The 20707-nt window shown below is 34.7% G+C and carries 22 protein-coding genes and 2 tRNA genes; 12 read left to right on the forward strand and 12 right to left on the reverse strand.

Annotation, left to right across the window (positions count from 1 at the left end):
* Nucleotides 1-489: 489 nt before the first annotated feature.
* The 5 genes from thrS to C1T31_RS06980 all read left to right on the forward strand — a co-directional run bounded on the left by thrS (nucleotide 490) and on the right by C1T31_RS06980 (nucleotide 4611).
* A complete protein-coding gene (gene thrS / locus C1T31_RS06960; protein WP_103051777.1) occupies nucleotides 490-2427 on the forward strand; it encodes a threonine--tRNA ligase in 1938 nt (645 codons plus the stop codon).
* A gap of 27 nt (nucleotides 2428-2454) precedes the next feature.
* Nucleotides 2455-3009, forward strand: coding sequence for a translation initiation factor IF-3 (infC, locus tag C1T31_RS06965; protein WP_207764269.1), 555 nt, complete (start codon nucleotides 2455-2457; stop codon nucleotides 3007-3009).
* Between the two features lie 57 nt (nucleotides 3010-3066).
* Nucleotides 3067-3264 (forward strand): 50S ribosomal protein L35, encoded by a 198-nt coding sequence (gene rpmI / locus C1T31_RS06970; protein ID WP_103051779.1) that lies wholly within the window; start codon nucleotides 3067-3069, stop codon nucleotides 3262-3264.
* A gap of 90 nt (nucleotides 3265-3354) precedes the next feature.
* Nucleotides 3355-3699: a 50S ribosomal protein L20 gene (rplT, locus tag C1T31_RS06975; RefSeq protein WP_103051780.1), complete on the forward strand. Its 345-nt coding sequence runs from the start codon at nucleotides 3355-3357 to the stop codon at nucleotides 3697-3699.
* Nucleotides 3700-3837: 138 nt separating this feature from the next.
* Nucleotides 3838-4611 carry a sulfite exporter TauE/SafE family protein gene (locus C1T31_RS06980; protein ID WP_103051781.1) on the forward strand — a complete coding sequence of 258 codons (774 nt, stop codon included), beginning with the start codon at nucleotides 3838-3840 and terminating at the stop codon, nucleotides 4609-4611.
* Here C1T31_RS06980 and C1T31_RS06985 read toward each other — a convergent pair.
* The 7 genes from C1T31_RS06985 to tgt form a co-directional block, all read right to left on the reverse strand.
* On the reverse strand, nucleotides 4608-5792 hold the full coding sequence (locus C1T31_RS06985; RefSeq protein ID WP_103051782.1) for an asparagine synthetase B: 1185 nt from the start codon (nucleotides 5790-5792) through the stop codon (nucleotides 4608-4610). The genes C1T31_RS06980 and C1T31_RS06985 overlap by 4 nt on opposite strands.
* Nucleotides 5793-5931: 139 nt before the next feature.
* Nucleotides 5932-6951 (reverse strand): AI-2E family transporter, encoded by a 1020-nt coding sequence (locus C1T31_RS06990; protein ID WP_103051783.1) that lies wholly within the window; start codon nucleotides 6949-6951, stop codon nucleotides 5932-5934.
* A 30-nt stretch (nucleotides 6952-6981) separates the two neighbouring features.
* A complete protein-coding gene (gene dnaB, locus C1T31_RS06995) occupies nucleotides 6982-8523 on the reverse strand; it encodes a replicative DNA helicase (protein WP_103051784.1) in 1542 nt (513 codons plus the stop codon).
* Nucleotides 8524-8691: 168 nt separating this feature from the next.
* Entirely contained in the window at nucleotides 8692-9645 is a 954-nt protein-coding gene (locus C1T31_RS07000; RefSeq protein WP_103051785.1) for an acetyl-CoA carboxylase carboxyltransferase subunit alpha, read from the reverse strand.
* Between the two features lie 60 nt (nucleotides 9646-9705).
* Nucleotides 9706-10602: a DMT family transporter gene (locus tag C1T31_RS07005; RefSeq protein WP_103051786.1), complete on the reverse strand. Its 897-nt coding sequence runs from the start codon at nucleotides 10600-10602 to the stop codon at nucleotides 9706-9708.
* The gene (locus C1T31_RS07010; RefSeq protein ID WP_103051787.1) at nucleotides 10589-11665 is read right to left on the reverse strand and encodes an LptF/LptG family permease; all 1077 of its coding nucleotides are present in this window, start codon (nucleotides 11663-11665) and stop codon (nucleotides 10589-10591) included. Before C1T31_RS07010 ends, C1T31_RS07005 begins: the two co-directional genes overlap by 14 nt.
* Nucleotides 11666-11669: 4 nt before the next feature.
* A complete protein-coding gene (gene tgt / locus C1T31_RS07015) occupies nucleotides 11670-12800 on the reverse strand; it encodes a tRNA guanosine(34) transglycosylase Tgt (RefSeq protein ID WP_103051788.1) in 1131 nt (376 codons plus the stop codon).
* Nucleotides 12801-12971: 171 nt separating this feature from the next.
* Here tgt and C1T31_RS07020 point away from each other — a divergent pair, with 171 nt between their 5' ends.
* Genes C1T31_RS07020 through C1T31_RS07030 form a run of 3 tightly spaced genes read left to right on the forward strand, consistent with a single transcriptional unit; the run spans nucleotide 12972 to nucleotide 15427 of the window.
* Nucleotides 12972-13817, forward strand: a complete 846-nt coding sequence (locus C1T31_RS07020; protein ID WP_103051989.1) for a transketolase — start codon at nucleotides 12972-12974, stop codon at nucleotides 13815-13817.
* A gap of 19 nt (nucleotides 13818-13836) precedes the next feature.
* Nucleotides 13837-14790, forward strand: a complete 954-nt coding sequence (locus tag C1T31_RS07025) for a transketolase family protein (protein ID WP_103051789.1) — start codon at nucleotides 13837-13839, stop codon at nucleotides 14788-14790.
* Nucleotides 14791-14842: 52 nt separating this feature from the next.
* The gene (locus C1T31_RS07030) at nucleotides 14843-15427 is read left to right on the forward strand and encodes an outer membrane beta-barrel protein (protein ID WP_103051790.1); all 585 of its coding nucleotides are present in this window, start codon (nucleotides 14843-14845) and stop codon (nucleotides 15425-15427) included.
* Between the two features lie 69 nt (nucleotides 15428-15496).
* On the opposite strand, the gene C1T31_RS07035 is transcribed toward C1T31_RS07030, so the two are convergent.
* Entirely contained in the window at nucleotides 15497-16561 is a 1065-nt protein-coding gene (locus tag C1T31_RS07035; protein WP_103051791.1) for an FKBP-type peptidyl-prolyl cis-trans isomerase, read from the reverse strand.
* Between the two features lie 81 nt (nucleotides 16562-16642).
* Here C1T31_RS07035 and C1T31_RS07040 point away from each other — a divergent pair, with 81 nt between their 5' ends.
* Both C1T31_RS07040 and C1T31_RS07045 read left to right on the forward strand, forming a co-directional pair.
* Entirely contained in the window at nucleotides 16643-17017 is a 375-nt protein-coding gene (locus C1T31_RS07040) for an RNA-binding S4 domain-containing protein (protein WP_103051792.1), read from the forward strand.
* Between the two features lie 50 nt (nucleotides 17018-17067).
* A complete protein-coding gene (locus C1T31_RS07045; RefSeq protein WP_103051793.1) occupies nucleotides 17068-17574 on the forward strand; it encodes a phosphoribosyltransferase family protein in 507 nt (168 codons plus the stop codon).
* Here the strand turns inward: C1T31_RS07045 and C1T31_RS07050 are convergent.
* A complete protein-coding gene (locus C1T31_RS07050) occupies nucleotides 17566-18084 on the reverse strand; it encodes a shikimate kinase (protein WP_103051794.1) in 519 nt (172 codons plus the stop codon). The genes C1T31_RS07045 and C1T31_RS07050 overlap by 9 nt on opposite strands.
* A gap of 129 nt (nucleotides 18085-18213) precedes the next feature.
* Between C1T31_RS07050 and C1T31_RS07055 the strand changes: the two genes are divergently transcribed.
* Both C1T31_RS07055 and C1T31_RS07060 read left to right on the forward strand, forming a co-directional pair.
* Nucleotides 18214-18286: transfer RNA gene (locus tag C1T31_RS07055), tRNA-Lys, on the forward strand.
* Between the two features lie 49 nt (nucleotides 18287-18335).
* Nucleotides 18336-18420, forward strand: a tRNA-Leu gene (locus C1T31_RS07060).
* Nucleotides 18421-18428: 8 nt separating this feature from the next.
* Here the strand turns inward: C1T31_RS07060 and C1T31_RS07065 are convergent.
* The 3 genes from C1T31_RS07065 to C1T31_RS07075 all read right to left on the reverse strand — a co-directional run bounded on the left by C1T31_RS07065 (nucleotide 18429) and on the right by C1T31_RS07075 (nucleotide 20693).
* Nucleotides 18429-18995 carry a TlpA family protein disulfide reductase gene (locus C1T31_RS07065; protein WP_103051795.1) on the reverse strand — a complete coding sequence of 189 codons (567 nt, stop codon included), beginning with the start codon at nucleotides 18993-18995 and terminating at the stop codon, nucleotides 18429-18431.
* 74 nt (nucleotides 18996-19069) lie between these two features.
* Entirely contained in the window at nucleotides 19070-19951 is an 882-nt protein-coding gene (locus C1T31_RS07070) for an anti-sigma factor (protein ID WP_103051796.1), read from the reverse strand.
* A 70-nt stretch (nucleotides 19952-20021) separates the two neighbouring features.
* Entirely contained in the window at nucleotides 20022-20693 is a 672-nt protein-coding gene (locus tag C1T31_RS07075) for a Crp/Fnr family transcriptional regulator (RefSeq protein WP_103051797.1), read from the reverse strand.
* Nucleotides 20694-20707 lie beyond the last annotated feature (14 nt).

Below are 20707 nucleotides of genomic sequence, written 5' to 3' on the forward strand. Positions count from 1 at the left end.
TTATTTAACAACTAACAGAATTGTTCTTCCTTCTCCTTGGTACTCAAAATGGCCTATTCTCTTTGTTGAAAATGTCCGTTTCCAAACATTTTCCTACGCTGTCAATTCAATATGTCTATGAACTTTTTTATTATCCCTTAAGGCGTTTATCTCTTAAGCGGGTGCAAATATAATTACTCTTTTTTTTACCCACAATGTTTTTTGAAAAAAAATTGAAATATTTTTTCAACCCTCACAAAAAACCCAATAAATCCCCAAGAACTTCCACGCCCTTAAACACATCAGTGCCCCGAACGAGGGCGCAAATATAAAACCCTTTTCCTTTCCCAAACAAACTTTTTTTGATAATTTTTTTAGGCCAATCAAACCAACCCTTAATATCAAGGAGTTAGATAGAAAATTTATATTTTCATTAACTAATCATTATATATTGTACATAATTATTTATACCATTATCTTTGCCCATTCAAAATAATATATACGTATATAATGATAGAGATTACTTTACCTGACGGTAGCCTAAAATCAGTTGAGAAGAATTCCACTCCCATGGATGTGGCTAAATCTATTAGTGAGGGATTAGCAAGGAATGTTATTTCTGCTAAATTTAATGATACTACGGTTGAAACCAAAACACCATTAACCGAAAACGGTAGTCTTATATTATATACCTGGAATGATGATGAAGGCAAAAAAGCCTTTTGGCATTCTTCAGCACATATTTTAGCACAAGCTATTGAAGAATTGTATCCTTCGGCTAAATTGTGGGTAGGGCCTGCCATTGAAAATGGTTTTTATTACGATATTGATTTAGGTGATGCAACAATCTCTGATAAGGATTTCAAACGTATTGAAGATAAAATGTTAGAGATAGCCAGAGGCAAACACGAGTTTAACATGCGTGCCGCATCAAAAGAAGAAGCGCTATCATATTATAAAGATAAAAACGAGTACAAAGTTGATTTAGTAGATAACCTTGAAGATGGCACCATTACATTTTGTGATCATTCTACGTTTACCGACTTATGTCGTGGTGGACACATTCCAAATACAGGCATAGTTAAAGCCGTTAAAATATTGAGTGTAGCAGGCGCTTATTGGAAAGGCGATGAAAACAACAAACAACTTACTCGAGTTTATGGTATTTCGTTTCCTAAACAAAAAGAGCTTACTGAATATCTAGAGTTACTTGAAGAAGCAAAAAAGAGAGACCATAGAAAGTTAGGCAAAGAACTTGAACTGTTTACCTTTTCACAAAAAGTAGGACAAGGTCTCCCCTTATGGCTGCCTAAAGGAGCTGCATTGAGAGAACGCCTAGAAAATTTCCTTAAACAAGCTCAAAAGAAAGCAGGCTATGAAATGGTAGTTACACCACATATTGGCCAAAAAGAATTGTATGTAACTTCAGGGCACTATGCCAAATATGGTGAAGATAGTTTTCAGCCTATTCACACTCCAAAAGAAGATGAAGAATTCTTGTTAAAACCCATGAACTGTCCTCACCATTGTGAAATTTACAAAAGTAGCCAGTGGTCTTACAGGGATCTACCTAAACGTTTTGCTGAATTTGGAACTGTCTACAGATATGAACAAAGCGGTGAGTTGCATGGTCTAACACGAGTTCGTGGCTTTACGCAGGATGACGCACACCTATTCTGTACACCAGACCAATTAGATGAAGAATTCAAAAATGTCATTGATTTGGTTCTATATGTATTTGGTTCATTAGGTTTTGAAAACTTTACGGCTCAAGTGTCATTAAGAGATCCTGAAAATCCAGATAAATATATAGGCAGTGATGAGAATTGGGAAAAAGCTGAAGCCGCTATACTGAATGCCGCTAAAGACAAGGGTCTAAATTATGTAGTTGAAACTGGCGAAGCAGCATTTTATGGGCCAAAATTAGATTTCATGGTTAAAGATGCTTTGGGAAGACAATGGCAATTGGGTACCATACAAGTTGATTACAACCTTCCTGAACGTTTTGATTTAACTTATGTTGGAAGTGACAACCAAATTCATAGACCGGTCATGATACACCGTGCACCATTTGGAAGTATGGAGCGATTTGTTGCCATTTTACTGGAACATACTGCTGGAAACTTTCCTTTATGGTTAGTTCCTGAACAAGTTATCGTCTTATCCATAAGTGAGAAATACGAAAAATACGCCAAAAAAGTTTTAAATTTGTTAGAAAATCACGAAATTCGCGCCCTAATTGACAATAGGAACGAGACTATGGGTAAAAAAATTCGGGAAGCCGAAATGAAAAAAATCCCATATATGATTATTGTTGGTGAGAATGAAGAGCAGGAAAATATGATATCTGTTCGTCAGCATGGAGGTGACGATCTTGGCATGATACGTGTTGAAGAATTTTCACAAATAATAAAAAATGACATAAATAAATCATTAAAGCAATTTTAAAATAAGTTAAACTAAAATTTAATAGCCATAGCAATACGTAGAAGAAAACAAGCTCCCAGGCGAGTAAATCAAGAAGATCAGCACAGAATAAACTCTAAAATCAGAGCCGAAAAAGTGCGTGTAGTAGGTGACAATGTTGAAGTAGGTATCTACTCAACTAAACAAGCATTAGCCATAGCTGATGAACAAGGTTTAGATCTTGTAGAAATTTCACCAAAAGCCGATCCGCCTGTATGTAAAGTAATGGATTATAAGAAATTTCTTTACGAGCAAAAAAAACGTGAAAAAGCTCTAAAGGCTAAAGCTTCTAAAGTTGTTATAAAAGAGATTCGTTTTGGTCCCCAAACCGATGATCATGATTACGAATTCAAAAAGAAGCATGCTGAAAAGTTCTTGAAAGAAGGTGCCAAATTAAAAGCCTTCGTGTTTTTTAAAGGACGATCTATTGTTTTTAAAGAGCAAGGTCAAATATTATTATTAAGACTTGCTCAAGATTTAGAGGAATTTGGTAAAGTTGAACAAATGCCAAAATTAGAGGGAAAGCGTATGACTATGTTCATTGCACCCAAAAAAACAAAATAAATACCCGATTAATTCGGGTTTAAGATAATAAGCGAAGTAATAAAACTAGGAAGAAAGATGCCTAAAATGAAAACCAAATCTAGTGCCAAAAAGCGATTTAAAATCACTGGCACTGGTAAAATCAAAAGAAAGCACGCTTTTAAAAGTCACATCTTAACAAAGAAGTCTAAAAAGCGTAAGTTAGCATTAACTCATAGTACTTTGGTACATGAGAATGATGTTGACAGCATTAAGGAACAATTACGTTTAAAGTAATATTGTTCGGTTAAATTATTTTTAAACCCTGGAGTTAGGCTCATTTAAAGTATTGGAAACAATCGCCTACTACAAAAAACAATTAAAATTATGCCAAGATCAGTAAATTCTGTAGCAAAAAGAGCCCGAAGAAAAAAGGTTCTTAAACAAGCAAAAGGTTACTTCGGACGTCGTAAAAACGTTTGGACAGTAGCAAAAAATGCGGTTGACAAAGCGATGCAATACTCGTATAGAGACCGTAGAAATAAAAAGAGAACATTCCGTGCTTTATGGATTACCCGTATTAATGCAGGTGCCAGACTACATGGTATGTCTTATTCGCAATTTATGGGCAAGTTAAAAGCTAATAATATTGAATTAAACCGTAAGGTTTTAGCCGATTTAGCGATGAACAACCCAGAAGCATTTGCGGCTATTGTAAATAAAGTAAAATAAGGCGTTTCGCCTATTGTAAAACATATTTCGCTTATAAAAAGACCGACTCACTTGAGTCGGTCTTTTTTTTGAACTGTTTTATATTATTTTAATCCAGCAAGAGAGCAAGCATATTCAGAAAAAATATAATTTTACTATATGGAGTATATAATAATTTGCTTGGTTGCTTTTGCAGCATCAATCTTAACATTTTTTTCTGGCTTTGGTTTAGGAACGATTCTACTTCCAGTCTTTTCATTGTTTTTTCCAGTTGAAATAGCCATAGCTCTAACAGGTGTTGTCCATTTTTTTAATAATATATACAAGTTCGTATTGGTTGGAAAAAATGCCAATAAAAATGTACTTATTTATTTTGGGCTTCCAGCTGTTATTGCATCATTTATTGGTGCCTATTTATTATTAAATATTACTGATTTAAAACCCCTATATCAATATCAGATAAGCAACCAAGTATTTACTATTACTCCAGTAAAACTTATAATTGCCATTCTTTTAATTGTATTTGCCATTTTAGAGTTACTCCCTTTTTTCAAAAAACTCCATTTTAAGAAAAAACACTTACCTATTGGTGGTTTATTAAGTGGTTTTTTTGGTGGGCTTTCTGGTCATCAAGGTGCCTTGAGAAGTGCTTTTTTAATTAATGCTGGATTGACAAAAGAAGTGTTTATTGGGTCTGCAGTAGTTATTTCAGCCTTTGTAGATTTCACAAGAATATCCATTTACTCAACCAGATTTTTAAAATCTGGTCTAAAAGATAATATTCCGCTTATCCTTTGTGCAACAATATCCGCTATTATTGGTGCCTACTTTGGTAATAAATTATTAAAAAAGATTACATTAGAATTTATTCAGAAACTGGTTGCTATATTACTGATTAGTATTTCTATAGCTCTTGGGGCTGGATTACTTTAGGTTTTTTGCTTTTTCTTTTTGGCTGCGGGAAACAACACATTATTTAATATCAATCTATAACCAGGCGATGTTGGATATAAGTCCAACTCTGTTTTAGGATCACCTACTCTATGTGTATAATCCTCTGGGTCATGTCCTCCATAAAAGGTAAAAAAGCCTTTTCCTTTAATACCGTGAATGTATTTGGCCTCGCCGTTGGTTTTATTTTCTCCCATCACCAATACATTCGATTTAATCTCATCTCTGGTAAACGCTGTTGTCTGCCCCATAAAACCCTTAACCAAAGCCGTGTGATTTTGACAGAGCATTGTTGGTATTGGATCCCATTTGGCTGAAAAGTCCATTAATGTAAAATAATCTGTCATTTTTGGAATTCTCCGTTTTTGAGTCATATCGATTGAAGAAAATTCATATACTAGAGGATTTCTTTCCAAAGTAAAATCCTTGAAGGCAAATGTTTTGTTATAATCTACTTTAGCCTGATAATTGGGGTCGCTTCCATCTCCATCAAACATAGGTTCACAAATATCAACACCTTCTGCAGATAATGCTATATCAAAGCTATCCGTAGCACTACACATGGCAAACATAAAACCTCCTCCAATGACATAGTCTCGTATCTTTTTGGAAACAGCCAGTTTTTCCTCTGAGACCTTATTGTAACCCAATTTGGTTGCTAATGCTTCAGCCTCCTTTTTTTCCTCAATATACCATGCCGCAGTTCGATAATTACCATAAAACTTTCCATATTGACCTGTAAAATCTTCATGATGTAAATGCAGCCAATCAAATAGTAACAAACCGTCATTGAGAACTTCTTCATCGTAAACGGTTTCATAGGGAATTTCGGCATAGGTTAAAACCATGGTTACTGCATCATCCCATGGCAACTTCCCTTTGGGAGTATAAACGGCAATTTTAGGTGCTTTTTCCAATACCACAGCTTCCATATTTTTACTGGGACTAGAAATTTCTTCCAAAATAGATTCTGCTTTAGCGTTTGAAAGTACCTCATATGAAACACCTCTAATTTGGCATTCACGTTGAATGCGCTCTGAATCTGGCAACAAAAAAGATCCGCCCCGATAATTCAAAAGCCATTTAACTTTTAACTGCTGCTCCAATGTCCAATAAGTAATACCATAAGCCTTTAAATGATTCTTTTGACTTTCGGCATCCATTGGAATTAGAATATAAGATGCAAAAGAGTTAACAGAAATTAATATAAAAAGTGTCAGTAAAATCTTTTTCATATTTGAAATATACTCAAAAAATATACCTTTAAAGAGGTTTTAAAATAAATTTAACCTGAATAAAACTTTAGTGCTTACCCGATAGCAAGTTTGCTACAACTTTTGTATTAGGAAATTGCTCCAACATAATTTTTAGGAACACGGTAATTGGAATAGACATTATCAAGCCCGGAACACCCCAAATATAGCCCCACAACATAAGCATTACCAATACTGTAATCACATTTAATGAAAATGATTTACCCATGAAAATCGGTTCAAGTATTGAACCAAATAACACCTGAACACCTGTTATGGAAACAATAAAAAAGAATAGCGTACTTGTTGGATCCAGTTCAATGAATGCAAAAGCTGATAATAAAACAACTGTTATGATGGATCCCACCATTTGAACAAAATTTATAATAAATGCAAACAGACCCCAAAAAATTGGAAAGCTGACATCAAAGAACAAACAAGCCAATCCGGTTCCAATACCAGTAGCCAAACTCACCAAAAACTTCACTTTAATGAACGTAATCAAATCCTTTTCAATTTTAATAAAAGCCTTTACCGAGGTATGCTTTTGTTTTAAAATTGTGCTATTAATAACTTTTTGGATATTGATGGATTCTGCCAACCATAGTACAACAAAAAATGCAGTCATCAGTATCATGGTTACAAACTTCCTCACAAATTCAATCGTGACTGAAATATCTTCTTTATGAATGAATTCCTTCATAAATTCACGCTTGTTTTCTATTTGAAAACCAAATGTTTCTTGCGCAGTTACTAGTAAATTATCAAATTTTTCTTCTGCTTTTACAAAAAAATCTGTTTCAGAATTTAGAATTTCTCGACTTGAAATCTGAATCAATTCAGCTCCAATTTTTAATCCGCCAATAATTAGTAAAACCACGATAACAATGCTCAAAGGCTTTGGCACCCTTTTTTTTCCCAACCAACGCATTAAGGGTAAGAATAAAAGCGCTATAAACATAGAAAATATCAGCGGAATAAAAATAAACGACAATATTTTCAGTAGATAGAATACTAAAGGAATAACTATAACCAATAAGAGAATATTCGTGGTTCGTCTTTGATCCATGATTAATTTTATAAATAGCTTCTGGAATTATTAAAAAGGTACGTCGCTGTCTTCATCATCAGGTGAGCCAAAAGCCTCATTTGCTGAAGGGAAGTTTTCTGGTTTAAAGGTATCATCATTTGCGGCAGCGTTCATTTTAGAATGAAACTCGTGACCAAAAGGCGAATCGAAATCATCCAAATTATCGAATTTACCCAAATGACCAATAAACTTCAACCGGATGTTGTCCAAACCACCATTTCTGTGCTTAGCAACAATAAATTCTGCTTGGCCTTCGGTAGGAGAACGCTCTTCATCATCCCATTCATCAATTTTATAATATTCAGGTCTGTAAATAAAGCTTACAATATCGGCATCCTGCTCTATGGCTCCTGATTCACGTAAATCCGATAACAATGGACGTTTGCTACCACCACGTGTTTCAACAGCACGGGACAATTGCGAAAGCGCAATAACAGGGACACTTAATTCTTTAGCCAAGGCTTTCAAGTTTCTAGAAATTGTAGAAATTTCCTGTTCCCGGTTTCCTCCTTTTTGGCTTCCTCCAGCAGTCATTAATTGCAAATAATCAATAACTATCAATCGGATACCATGCTGTGATGCCAAACGTCTGGCTTTGGCCCGAAGATCAAAAATGGACAATGATGGTGTATCATCAATAAAAAGTGGTGCTTTTTCCAAGCCTTTTACTTTCACATTTAACTGCTCCCATTCGTGCTTTTCCAATTTACCGGTTCTTAATTTTTCAGAGGATAGGCCAGTCTCGCTTGAAATCAAACGTGTGATTAATTGAACTGATGCCATTTCCAGAGAGAAAAACGCCACAGGAATATTTTGATCTACTGCAATGTTTCTTGCCATTGACAGTGTTAAAGCCGTTTTACCCATACCTGGACGAGCTGCTACGATAATTAAATCGCTATCCTGCCAACCAGATGTTAATTTGTCCAGTTTTGAAAAGCCCGTAGGAATACCACTTAAACCCTCTTTATTGGAGATTTCTTCAATTTTCTTTTTGGCTTGTATAACTAAACTTTGTGCTGTTTCACTTGATTTTTTGATATTACCCTGAGTAACCTCATATAGTTTAGCTTCAGCCTTGTCCAATAAATCAAAAACATCCTGGGTTTCATCGTAAGAATCTTCAATAATTTCAGACGAAATTTTTATGAGGCTTCGTTGAATGAATTTCTGCAAAATAATTCTGGCATGGAACTCAATATGGGCAGAAGAAGACACTTTTTGCGTCAAAGAAATGAGGTAAAAATCACCACCAACCAAATCCAACTTTTGATTTTTCTTGAGTTGACTTGAAACGGTTAATAAGTCAATAGGTTCACTATTCTCAAAGAGTTGAAAAATAGCTTCAAAAATATATTGATGTGCTTCCTTGTAGAATGCTTCGGGACTTAAAATATCAATAACCTCATCAACACCCTTTTTGTCAATCATCATCGCTCCAAGTACAACTTCCTCTAAATCAAGTGCTTGTGGTGGTATTTTGCCTTTTTCAAGATTAATTAAGGTGCTCTTGTCCACCTGATATCCTTTTATTTGGTTTGGTTGTTTCATGTAGGCGAAAGTAATTAAAACAACGCTATAAATAAAGCGCTAAAGAAGTTGGGTTGTCAACTATAAGTTAACAATCTAACTGTTAATAAGTTAATTTTATTGTTGATAAGCATAAAAAAATCTGAAATAAACTATTCCAGATTTTAATGTACATTGATTATAGGGAAGTTATCCTTTAAAGACACCCATTTCCAAATATTTTTCCATTCTGCTGGACACTAAATCTTTTGGTGATAAGTTTTTTAACTCCTCATGGGTTTTTAAAATCGCATCTCTAACCGCCAAAAATGTCTTTTCACGATCACTGTGAGCACCGCCAAGAGGTTCTTTGATAATTTCATCAACTAACTTAAGTTTCTTCATGTCGGTTGCTGTTAATTTAAGTGCATCGGCTGCTTGCTCTTTATACTCCCAGCTTCTCCAAAGTATCGATGAACAGGATTCAGGTGAAATAACTGAATACCATGTATTTTCCAACATTAAAACTTTGTCTCCAACTCCAATTCCCAATGCGCCACCTGAAGCACCTTCACCAATAATAATTGTGATTATAGGAACTTGCAGACGTGTCATTTCCAGTATGTTTCGAGCAATCGCTTCCCCTTGACCACGCTCTTCGGCTTCAAGGCCTGGATATGCTCCAGGTGTATCAATTAAGGTAATGACAGGAATTCCAAACTTTTCGGCTGATTTCATTAATCTTAAGGCCTTTCGGTAACCTTCCGGATTAGCCATACCAAAATTTCGGTATTGTCTTGTTTTTGTATTGTAGCCCTTTTGTTGGCCAACAATCATAAAACTTTGGTCTCCAATTTTACCCAATCCACCAATCATGGCCTTATCATCCTTCACATTTCTATCACCATGTAGTTCCAAAAAAGAATCACCACATAAGGCTTTTACATAATCAAGAGTATACGGTCTGTTAGGATGTCTTGACATTTGAACACGCTGCCATGGTGTCAAGTTTTTATAAATTTCTTTTTTAGTAGCTTTTAACTTCTTTTCAATTTGCTTGCAGGTTTCTGTCACATCAACATCACTCTCCTCGCCTATAATCTGACACTTTTCAAGCTGCTCTTCCAGTTCTTTAATGGGTAGTTCAAATTCTAAATATTCCATAGAAATTTGTTATTAAATTTAGTTAGTGTACAAATATAAAAACTTTAAACGGTTAAAATGTTATGACCGTTTCCTTTTTAGTTTTTTTGAATTTTTAAGAATCCCATTAAATAGAACGATTCCAATGATTATGAAAGCTCCGATATAAAAATTAGGGCTCATTTTTTCCTTTTCAGGAAATAATAAAATGGCTAAAATGATTCCATAAACGGGTTCTAAATTGTAGGTCAAAACAACTGTATAGGGGCTCACATAACGCATAACATAAACAGATGCAATAAATGCATAAGCCGTGCAAACTGATGCTAATATTAATAGGTAAATAACATCAGAAGTAGTCAACTTAAAAAACCCTATTGAAAAGCCTGATTTTGCAAAAAACAAATACAGGCTAATGAACAAGACACCACTTATAAACTCATAAAAGGTAATAACAGTTGCCGTAAACTTTTCCAAAAATTTCCCATTCATTACTGCAAATAACGAAGCTAAAAAGGCCGATACTATCCCCAAAACAATCCCTGTCAAATAACGCAGTTCACTTTGAGTAATGATAAACACACCAACAATGACCAATGCTCCAAAAATCAACTCATACCAAATTATTCTTCTTTTATAAATAATGGGTTCGATTAAAGAGGCAAAAAAAGCACCTGTTGAAAACATTACTAAAGCAATTGAAATATTTGATGCCTTAATGGAACCAAAAAATGTAATCCAATGTAAGGCTATAATTACTCCAGCAAAGCCTAATTTTAAAATTGATTTTAATGAAATCTTCACTTTGGCTTTTGAAATTATTGCGAAAATAGCAATCAACACCAGAGCAAATACCATACGATACCATACCAACGGAATGGCTTCTACCGAAATAAGTTCGCCTAAAATTGCTGTAAAACCAGCAATAAATACCAGAACATGTAAGTGAAGGTAATTTTTAAGTTTAGCGCTTGGCATTATAAAGCAGGTAAAAAGCTAAAATACCAAATAAAACATTTGGAAACCACACGGCCACTAATGGCGGGAAATCAGATTGGGAAGCCAAAACACCAAATATTTTGTCAAAGAACACAAATACCATGGCAATACAAATTCCAAATGCCAAGTTCACACCCATACCGCCGCGGCGTTTAATAGAAGAAACTGCCACAGCAATAATAGTCAAAATAAATACTGAAACTGGTAAACTCCATTTTCGATATTGCACTAATTTATATCGGCTAATGTAAGACGAACCTCTTTTTTCTTCCTTTTTTATAAATCTGTTGAGCTCTCCGTAAGGCAGGGTTTCTGCAATATACTCTACTGGTGTTAAGTCTTCAAGATCAAAAGAAAACAACGTATCCTTTCTTCTAGCATTTTCAATAATGTCCTTATTTTCCGTTATCGTTCGCTTGACATAGTTAATCAATCGATAACTTGAATCTTGTTCTCGATAACGAATAGAAGTAGCACTTATCTTGTAAATCAATTTATCATTTTCAAAATGCTCCAACGAAAAGTTTTGTCCCAAACTTTGGGCTGCGTCAAAACTACTTACATATATATAGTCATTATCATTGATCTGCCTGTAAACATTTACATTATCAACGGCACTTTTGTGGCTTTTAAGATACTTGTAGTTAAAGTCATTAAAACCTTTACTGGCCATAGGAGCCAAATAAAGTCCCAATGCTATTGCTAAAGCAGCTACAATAGCCGCACCGATCATATACGGTCTTAAAAACCTAGAAAATGATACTCCTGAACTTAAAAAGGCTATTACTTCAGTATTATTAGCCAACTTTGAGGTGAACCAAATAACCGAAAGAAACAAAAACAAGGGAAATAATAAATGGGCAAAATAGATGGTGAAATCGTAAAAATAAAGCATGACCTCACCAAAAGGCACCTCATTTTCAAGAATTTTACCAATTTTTTCAGCCAAATGGACCGTTATACCAATTGGGATAAAAAGCAAAAGCATTACAAAAAATGTAAACAAATAACGCTTTAATATGTACCAATCTAAAATCTTCATGCAATTATAAACGCTTATCCATTTGCTTGACCATTTTATTCTTCCAATCTCTAAAATCTCCTGCTAATATATGCTTTCTAGCCTCTCGAACCAACCAAAGATAGAATCCCAAATTATGAATGGTTGCAATTTGAGCTCCCAATCTTTCGTTCACACTAAAGAGATGTCTTAAATAAGCTTTTGTATAATCTGTATCAACAAATGTGATACCCATATCATCAACAGGTGAAAAATCAGCTTCCCATTTCTTATTCTTGATATTAATAGTACCATGGGCCGTAAACAACATACCATTTCTGGCATTTCGCGTAGGCATCACACAGTCAAACATATCAATACCTAAAGCGATATTCTCCAAAATATTAATTGGTGTACCAACACCCATTAAATAACGTGGTTTATCTTCTGGGAGGATATTCGTAACCACTTCGGTCATAGCATACATTTCCTCTGCTGGTTCTCCTACAGACAAGCCTCCAATGGCATTTCCAACTGCTCCAGCATTAGCAATATATTCTGCTGATTGCTCTCTCAAATCCTTATAAGTGCTTCCTTGAACTATTGGAAAAAACGCTTGATTATAATCATATTTTAAAGGTGTTTTTTCTAAATGATTGATACATCTATCCAGCCATCTATGCGTCATATGCATAGAACGTTTGGCATAATTATAATCACATGGATACGGCGTGCATTCATCAAAGGCCATAATAATATCCGCACCTATTGAGCGCTGGATCTCCATCACATTTTCAGGAGTGAACACATGATAACTACCATCTATATGCGATTTAAACTTAACCCCCTCTTCTTTAATTTTTCTATTGGCGGACAAAGAATACACCTGATAACCTCCAGAATCAGTCAAGATATTCCGATCCCAATTCATGAATTTATGTAAGCCACCTGCCTGTTCCAGAATATCTGTCTGCGGTCTTAAATATAAATGATAGGTGTTACCTAAAATAATGTCCGGATTGATGTCGTTCTTTAATTCACGTTGATGAACCCCTTTCACTGATGCCACAGTGCCTACAGGCATGAAAATTGGTGTTTCAATTTTGCCATGGTCTGTAGTAATCAAACCAGCCCGCGCTTTTGACTGTAAATCCTTTGCTTTTAAATCAAATGTCATATGCTATAATCATCAGGCGACAAAGATAATTAACTGAATATTTTATGCATTACAATTGTAATTAAATTAACTTATCAACAATAGCCAAACCTTTTTAACAATACAATTTATTTTCTTTTATAAACTATGATAAAAGCATATTTTTGTGCCCATAAAAATCAATTCTTTATCATGGCAAATATCCAACAATTAGAAGATTTAACAACCCAAGTCCGCAGGGACATTTTACGCATGGTACACAAGGTTAATTCTGGTCACCCAGGAGGTTCATTAGGGTGTGCTGAATTTTTTGTGGCTCTTTACAATGAGATCATGGAACGCCATGATGATTTCGACATGGACGGTATTGGTGAAGATATTTTCTTCCTATCAAATGGTCATATTTCTCCTGTTTACTACAGCGTTTTGGCACGATCAGGATACTTTCCGGTAGATGAATTAAACACCTTTAGATTAATCAATTCCCGATTACAGGGACATCCTACAACTCACGAAGGTCTGCCTGGTGTGCGCATTGCATCTGGTTCTCTAGGACAAGGCATGTCTGTGGCGTTAGGTGCAGCACAAGCTAAAAAGTTGAATAATGACTCACATTTAGTATATAGTCTTCACGGTGATGGCGAACTTCAAGAAGGTCAAAACTGGGAAGCCATTATGTATGCCGCTGGAAACAACATTGACAATATTATTGCAACTGTCGATTTAAATGGTCAGCAGATTGATGGCTCAACAGATGATGTTTTACCAATGGGAAATGTAAGAACCAAGTTTGAAGCTTTTGGATGGACCGTTATTGAAATTAATGAAGGTAATAATATTGAAGCCATTTTAAAGGGTATGGCAGAAGCTAAAACAAAAACTGGACAAGGAAAACCTGTTTGTGTGTTACTTAAAACCGTAATGGGTAATGGTGTTGATTTTATGATGTATACGCATGCTTGGCATGGCAAGGCTCCAAACGACGAACAATTAGCTGTTGGATTAGCACAGAATGTAGAAACTTTAGGGGACTATTAATATCAATCAAAAAGCAATTATGAAAACATATACAAACACAGGAAGTAAAGATACTCGTTCAGGATTTGGAGCTGGTTTAACCGAATTGGGACAAACAAATGAAAACGTGGTTGCCCTTTGTGCTGATTTAATTGGTTCACTTAAAATGGATGATTTTAAAGCCAATCATCCCGAACGCTTTTTTCAAGTTGGTATTGCTGAAGCTAATATGATTGGTTTAGCTGCAGGTATGACTATAGGTGGTAAAATTCCATTTACGGGAACCTTTGCCAATTTCTCAACTGGGCGTGTGTATGATCAAATACGTCAAAGTGTTGCTTATTCTGGCAAGAATGTAAAAATATGCGCTTCACATGCTGGATTAACGCTTGGTGAAGATGGTGCCACTCATCAAATTCTCGAAGACATCGGTTTAATGAAAATGCTGCCTGGCATGGTGGTTATCAATCCTTGTGATTTTAATCAAACAAAAGCAGCAACAATGGCTATTGCTGATCATGATGGTCCCGTTTACTTACGTTTTGGACGTCCAAAGGTTGCTAATTTTACGCCTGAAAATCAAACTTTTGAAATTGGAAAAGCTTTGCACCTAACCGAAGGTAATGACGTAACCATAGTAGCTACTGGCCATTTGGTTTGGGAAGCTTTGGAAGCAGCAAAAGAATTAGAGGGAAAAGGCATTTCTGCAGAAGTTATTAATATTCATACCATCAAGCCTTTAGATGAAAAAGCTATTTTAGATTCAGTAAACAAAACTGGTTGTATCGTAACCGCCGAAGAACACAATTATCTAGGTGGTCTGGGAGAAAGTGTATCCAGAGTATTGGCAACCACCAAGCCTACACCACAAGAATTTGTAGCTACCAATGATACATTTGGTGAATCAGGAACTCCTGAACAGCTTATGGAAAAATACGGTTTGAATGCTGCTGCGATTGTCAATGCAGTTCAAACTGTTATCAGAAGAAAATAAATAATCTAGAATCTCGTTCTAGTGTTGTAATCAAAAAAAAAAAACAACAATTATGAGATATTTAGTTTTAAGTTTGTTGACTTGTCTATTATTTTCTAATCAACTATGTTCTCAAAATGCCTATGGCTTTGGGTTTAAAGGGGGAGTTAATTACAACGCCAATGGTGATTACTTTGAATCAATCAATGCCAATGCTAAAAGCCCAGATAGGAATATTGGTTTTCATTTCGGTGTTTTTGGTAAGGTAGGTAAAAAGCTATACTTTAAACCTGAATTGGTCTATACAAGTACTAAAAGTGATTATGATAATGAGAGCTTCAAAATGCAAAAATTAGATGCTCCTCTTTTGACTGGGATAACATTCTTCAGACATTTGAATATTTTCGCAGGACCATCTCTCCAATATATATTGGACACTGAATTTGGAAGATATTCTATAGATAACGTTAAAAATGAGTTTACAGTTGGCCTAAACTTTGGAGTTGGTTTTAGCCTAAAAAAACTAGGGGTTGATTTACGTTATGAGCGTGGCTTTTCAGAAAACGAAGCCACATTTATTAATAATAATGGATTAGGCATTGGAAGAATTGATACACGACCTGATCAGTTAATATTGAGTTTGTCTTTAATTCTATAATATAAAAAAGCCGCTGTTTATTGAGTTTCTCAAAATGCAGCGGCTTTTTTTGTAATTATTAATAATTTTTTATTCAGGCGTTGTATTCTTATCTAAATAATCAGGAGTGCCATCACCATCAGTATCGGTAATTATAACCGTATTTAGAGTAAATGTTCCATCAAAATTATCTTCAATGTTATCAAATATTTCATTTGGCAAGGCATTATTATCAAAATAATCTTGGGCATCCTCTTTTGATGTAAATGGTGTCATGGTTTCATCTTCGGTGTACGCAACCAACTCAATTTCATCTCTTGTAAAATAACCATCACCATCATCTTCATTATCAATAAAATTTGGTCCTAAATCACCATCCGTGTCATCATCATAAAGGTCTCCGTTATTATTCAAATCTTCCATGTAGGAAGGAATGTTATCATTATCGTGATCTTTGATAACGCGTTCGAATAAATTAAACTTAAATATCAAAGGTGTATAACTTGTAACACCAACGAGTGGTTGAGAAAAGTATCCTAATCCCGAAGGAATAAAAACAGCACCAATACCATGGTTATGATAAGAAATGGTTCCATTTCCATTATCTGTATAACTTGTACTAGTCTTAAATTCTATTAACCCTTGTTGAAAGCCCTTCACAACCCCAGCTTCCGTTCCTGTAGTTATTAAATTAAAACCACTTGGTGAAACTGCACTATCAAAGACATATCCAGTTGTTAAACTACCTTCATAAGTCACAAAAGCCTGATCACAAAAATGAACGATGTTGCCGTTACCTTGTCTTATATTTAAATAGTAAAGCTTATAATCAATTCCTGAATCTTCAACTGTTTTGAACAATAGTTCTGGTCTGTCCATTAAAGGATCCTTATCATCATTGACTCCAACTATAATTTCTTCAAAAACAATCTCGAAAGTATCATTAGATGGGTTGGTGTAAAGATTATCAAAATCAAAATCTTCATAGTTGTAGGTATGTGTCATTAAGAATTCTTCGATTTCGGCTAAATCTTCTTCATAAACAACGCCTCTGTCTCTATCTGGAATTGTTGTTGAGCTATCGTCATCGTTATTACATCCTAAAAAAACCACAAAACCTAATAACATCATTAGGGTTAATTTTCTTAATTTCATAATTGCTTATTTTTGTAGAGCAAGATACAATATTTAAATAATTTTGCACAACAACATTAACGTAGTTTTTTGAGTAATTATATGCGTATTGATAAGTATTTATGGTGTGTGAGGTATTATAAGACTAGATCTTTGGCTACAACTGCTTGCAAAAAAGGTCATGTTAAAATAAATAATGAAGTTGCAAAACCTAGTCGTGATGTTTACCCAACAGACAAAATTGATTTACGAAAGAATCAAATCAACTATTCTCTAACAGTCAACGATATTCCTCCTAACAGAGTTGGAGCCAAACTAGTTGATATTTACCGAACGGACACCACACCAAAAGAAGCCTTTGAAGCTCAAGAACTCATTAAATTTTCAAAGGACTACTATAGAAAAAAAGGTACTGGAAGACCAACAAAAAAAGACAGACGGGATATTGAAGATTATACCGATGAATTTGATGGTTAAAAATACGGCTGCTAATAATTTCTCTTTTATCTTTGAAAAAACAAATGCACATGGAGACAGTTGAAAAAAATATTATTCTCAATCACGATGAAATTACGCACAAGTTAAGGCGCATTGCCTATCAAATTTATGAGAGTAATGTTAACGAAAGTGAAGTTATATTGGCTGGAATTGATTCCAATGGCTATATCTTGGCTAAAAAACTAAAGACGATTTTATCTAAAATCTCTCCTATTTCCCCTGTTTTATGTCGTGTTGTGATTGACAAAAAAAATCCTCGTAACCCAATTAAAACCTCATTAAAGATAGAAGATTACACCAACAAATCTGTGGTACTGATTGATGATGTCCTTAATTCAGGGACTACATTGATTTATGGTGTAAAGCACTTTTTAGAAGTCCCTTTAAAACGATTTAAAACGGCTGTTCTGGTGAATAGAAACCATAAAAAGTATCCTGTAAAAGCCGATTTCAAAGGAATTTCGTTGTCTACTTCGCTTCATGAACATATAGATGTGGTTTTAGACTCAAAACCTTATGAGGCTTTTTTAAAATAACCGCAGAACAATCTCCTCAATTATTTTTTCAGGACTATTATTTCCATTTATGATTATATCTGCTTGATTATAGAAATTGATTCTTTCAAATAAATGCTTGCCCACAAATTCCTCCATATCATCTATTGAGCTCACATACTTCAACAATGGTCTTGCTTGTTTTTCTTTCAGCAGCCTTTTAGACAATTCAGCAACACTAACATTAATATAAATGACTTTGGTATTTTCTCTACTTTTAATGATTTGCATATTATCATAATAACAGGGTGTACCACCACCAAGTGCTATTATTGAATTTGTGCTTTTGTTCAATAATGCCTTTAAATAATGGTGTTCTATTTTTCTGAAATAAATTTCTCCTTTTGTATCGAATATTTCATTAATCGTCGACCTTTCATTTTCTTCAATAAAACCATCAAAATCGATAAATGGCATCTGTAAAGTTTTGCTTAATTCTTGACCGATAAAGGACTTGCCCGACCCCATATATCCTAATAAAATGACATTCATATTCTAGATTGAAATTGATAATTAATTTACTATCAAATTGTTCAACAAAAAAACAAAAATTAATCTGAAAAAAGTATTGTTTTATTAATTAAACATTTTATATTTGCACCCTCATTAGAGAGAACAAATGACCGGGTAGCTCAGTTGGTAGAGCATCTCCCTTTTAAGGAGAGGGTCCTGGGTTCGAGCCCCAGCCCGGTCACAAAAAGTTAAGCAAATGCTTAACTTTTTTTATTTTTACCAAACTTAATGCGCACGTGGCGGAATTGGTAGACGCGCTGGCTTGAGGGGCCAGTGACCGTTTAGGTCGTGGAAGTTCGAGTCTTCTCGTGCGCACTTTAAAGCTATTCCTTTTTCAAGAGGTCATCTAACAAGGATCTCACTGACTCGCTATTCCAATTGGCAGCACCATTTTTTTCAATAACAATATTGCCCAATTTATCAATAACATAGGTCTGTGGTATACTAGATGTATACAACAAATCGGGCTCTTCACTTAAAGGCATGTAGAAGTTGAAATCATAGTTATTCTTCAAAATAAAATTTGATACTTTTTTTTCATTTTCACTCGTGACCAACAGAAAGACCACATCGTTATTATAATCTTTATAAAGTTCATTAATACTTTGCATTTCAGCTATACAAGGCGGACACCAAGTAGCCCAGAAATTTATAAAGACAACCTTTCCTTTTGCATTGTTAAAATTATAAATAGTAGCATCACCACCTTGTAAATTCCAATTGTAATTAGACAAGGTTTTTTGATCAGATTCTTCGACTTTTGAAGGGCTTATTAGGGCCAAACCCTTATGGATAAAAACTTGAATAGGTTTACGCGTAGTTGGAACAATCAATAAAATGATAACGACCAAAAATAAAATATTACTGAATTTGACTTTTAAAAACTTCATAGAACAACTTAAGGTATAGTTTCTTTGACAAAACTATACCTTAAAACTTACAAAATATATGTGCTATTAATAAATTATCTAGTTACTGTTCCCGATAATGAAACAGTTGGACCTTCTGCCATATTAATGGCAGAATGTACCATAGCATCATTCGGCACTACATGAGCTAGAGGTTTTAAAGTAAATGGCATAGGGCTATTGTCAGGGTATGGCTCAACCGATATGACGACAGTTGCCCCTCTTAAATCTGTTGGAAAGCTTAAACCATTTGGAGCATTTTGTAAAAAATCTTCTCCCGGGTAACTTGGTCCATTACCCGAATCACCTTTATATGGAGATGTTGCAGCGTTGTTATCAAAATCCATAATATCTGTAAACGTCCCAGTACTAACTGGCATACCATCAATAACAGCCCAACCTTCATATTTCCAGCCATTTTGCAGCGTAGGTAAATCCAATCCCACCATAGGACTACCAGTGGTATTATCCAAAAACCAAACACCACTGGCTTCATTAGTATCATCCATATCTGTAGGAGTTGCTAAAATATAAGTCCCTGAAGCGGATCTAAAATCTCCAACGATACTATTACTATCAACTTGTGCTGAACTTCCAGAAAAAGGTCCAGCTAAAATTTTAGTTTCAGCAGGCGCTGGATCTGTATCTATAGCTGGCTCAATTGACAAGACAAACATCGTTGCATTATTTAATTGCGATCTGTTAACCGTAAAAGACTGTGGAAATGTGACACTTGAAAATGTTCCCGTTGAAATGGGCTCTCCATCTACAATAATCCAACCTTCATACACAAAATCTGGTCCGAGTGGCTCTAATCCGTTTAAGTTTAATGTTAATTCTGAATTTGTAGGCAACACTATTTTACTGTCATCATCACTACTGCATGACATAAACAAAATCATAGAGCTTAATACTGAAAAAATTACTTTTTTTATCATTGCGTTATATTTTTAAATTAATACTCAAAAATATATTTATGCAATGATTCAAAATGTTAGCTAGCTAACACTAAATGGCTTTTTTATAAATTCTGATTTCCTTTCTGGAAAAATCAAGGTAGCTTTCGTCTTTAAGCTCTTTTAGTAGGATATTTAAAGTAGGTCTGGATGTTCCAATAAGTGATGCCATATCCTTTTGTGTATATGGATGTTTAATGACATGATCGCCTGTTTTAGCGCAGTCATAACCATAATCTTCGCATAGTTCTTCCAAAAATTCAATGAGCCTAGTTTTGGTGTCCTTAAAAAGTAATAATTGGAGACGTCTTTCTAGTTTTTTAAACTTCAATCCAATGAACTTATATATTTTGAAGCTAAAAGTTTGGTTGTCTCGCATTAAATCATGCATGGTTTGCACACCAATAGGACAGATTGATGTGGTATTTTCTACAGATTGGGCAAACTCATCTCTTTTTGATTCGCCGAGAATGGCTTTTTCACCAAACAATTCACCCTTAGTTAAAATCGCTTTAACGACCTCCTCACCATCTTCACTGTAGTATCCTATCTTGACCTTACCTTTTTCTATGAGATATATCTTATTGGCAGCATCCTCTTCAAAGTAGATATAATCTTTCTTTTTGAAGGTATTAAAGCTGTGACTCTTCTTGTATGCTTTAAATTTATGAGGACAAAGCACCTTAAATAGATTAACATCTTCAAAAAACCAGATTGTATTCATAATATAATAATTCG

Origin of the sequence: Hanstruepera neustonica (assembly GCF_002895005.1) — a bacterium.
GTDB lineage: Bacteria > Bacteroidota > Bacteroidia > Flavobacteriales > Flavobacteriaceae > Hanstruepera > Hanstruepera neustonica.

What these genes read in the sequence shown, in the direction of transcription:
- thrS (WP_103051777.1), top strand. Translation starts at nt 490, where the DNA reads ATGATAGAGATTACTTTACCTGACGGTAGCCTAAAATCAGTTGAGAAG.
- rpmI (WP_103051779.1), top strand. Translation starts at nt 3,067, where the DNA reads ATGCCTAAAATGAAAACCAAATCTAGTGCCAAAAAGCGATTTAAAATC.
- rplT (WP_103051780.1), top strand. Translation starts at nt 3,355, where the DNA reads ATGCCAAGATCAGTAAATTCTGTAGCAAAAAGAGCCCGAAGAAAAAAG.
- C1T31_RS06980 (WP_103051781.1), top strand. Translation starts at nt 3,838, where the DNA reads ATGGAGTATATAATAATTTGCTTGGTTGCTTTTGCAGCATCAATCTTA.
- C1T31_RS06985 (WP_103051782.1), bottom strand. Translation starts at nt 5,792, where the DNA reads ATGGATGCCGAAAGTCAAAAGAATCATTTAAAGGCTTATGGTATTACT.
- C1T31_RS06990 (WP_103051783.1), bottom strand. Translation starts at nt 6,951, where the DNA reads ATGGATCAAAGACGAACCACGAATATTCTCTTATTGGTTATAGTTATT.
- dnaB (WP_103051784.1), bottom strand. Translation starts at nt 8,523, where the DNA reads ATGAAACAACCAAACCAAATAAAAGGATATCAGGTGGACAAGAGCACC.
- C1T31_RS07000 (WP_103051785.1), bottom strand. Translation starts at nt 9,645, where the DNA reads ATGGAATATTTAGAATTTGAACTACCCATTAAAGAACTGGAAGAGCAG.
- C1T31_RS07005 (WP_103051786.1), bottom strand. Translation starts at nt 10,602, where the DNA reads ATGCCAAGCGCTAAACTTAAAAATTACCTTCACTTACATGTTCTGGTA.
- C1T31_RS07010 (WP_103051787.1), bottom strand. Translation starts at nt 11,665, where the DNA reads ATGAAGATTTTAGATTGGTACATATTAAAGCGTTATTTGTTTACATTT.
- tgt (WP_103051788.1), bottom strand. Translation starts at nt 12,800, where the DNA reads ATGACATTTGATTTAAAAGCAAAGGATTTACAGTCAAAAGCGCGGGCT.
- C1T31_RS07020 (WP_103051989.1), top strand. Translation starts at nt 12,972, where the DNA reads ATGGCAAATATCCAACAATTAGAAGATTTAACAACCCAAGTCCGCAGG.
- C1T31_RS07025 (WP_103051789.1), top strand. Translation starts at nt 13,837, where the DNA reads ATGAAAACATATACAAACACAGGAAGTAAAGATACTCGTTCAGGATTT.
- C1T31_RS07030 (WP_103051790.1), top strand. Translation starts at nt 14,843, where the DNA reads ATGAGATATTTAGTTTTAAGTTTGTTGACTTGTCTATTATTTTCTAAT.
- C1T31_RS07035 (WP_103051791.1), bottom strand. Translation starts at nt 16,561, where the DNA reads ATGAAATTAAGAAAATTAACCCTAATGATGTTATTAGGTTTTGTGGTT.
- C1T31_RS07040 (WP_103051792.1), top strand. Translation starts at nt 16,643, where the DNA reads ATGCGTATTGATAAGTATTTATGGTGTGTGAGGTATTATAAGACTAGA.
- C1T31_RS07045 (WP_103051793.1), top strand. Translation starts at nt 17,068, where the DNA reads ATGGAGACAGTTGAAAAAAATATTATTCTCAATCACGATGAAATTACG.
- C1T31_RS07050 (WP_103051794.1), bottom strand. Translation starts at nt 18,084, where the DNA reads ATGAATGTCATTTTATTAGGATATATGGGGTCGGGCAAGTCCTTTATC.
- C1T31_RS07065 (WP_103051795.1), bottom strand. Translation starts at nt 18,995, where the DNA reads ATGAAGTTTTTAAAAGTCAAATTCAGTAATATTTTATTTTTGGTCGTT.
- C1T31_RS07070 (WP_103051796.1), bottom strand. Translation starts at nt 19,951, where the DNA reads ATGATAAAAAAAGTAATTTTTTCAGTATTAAGCTCTATGATTTTGTTT.
- C1T31_RS07075 (WP_103051797.1), bottom strand. Translation starts at nt 20,693, where the DNA reads ATGAATACAATCTGGTTTTTTGAAGATGTTAATCTATTTAAGGTGCTT.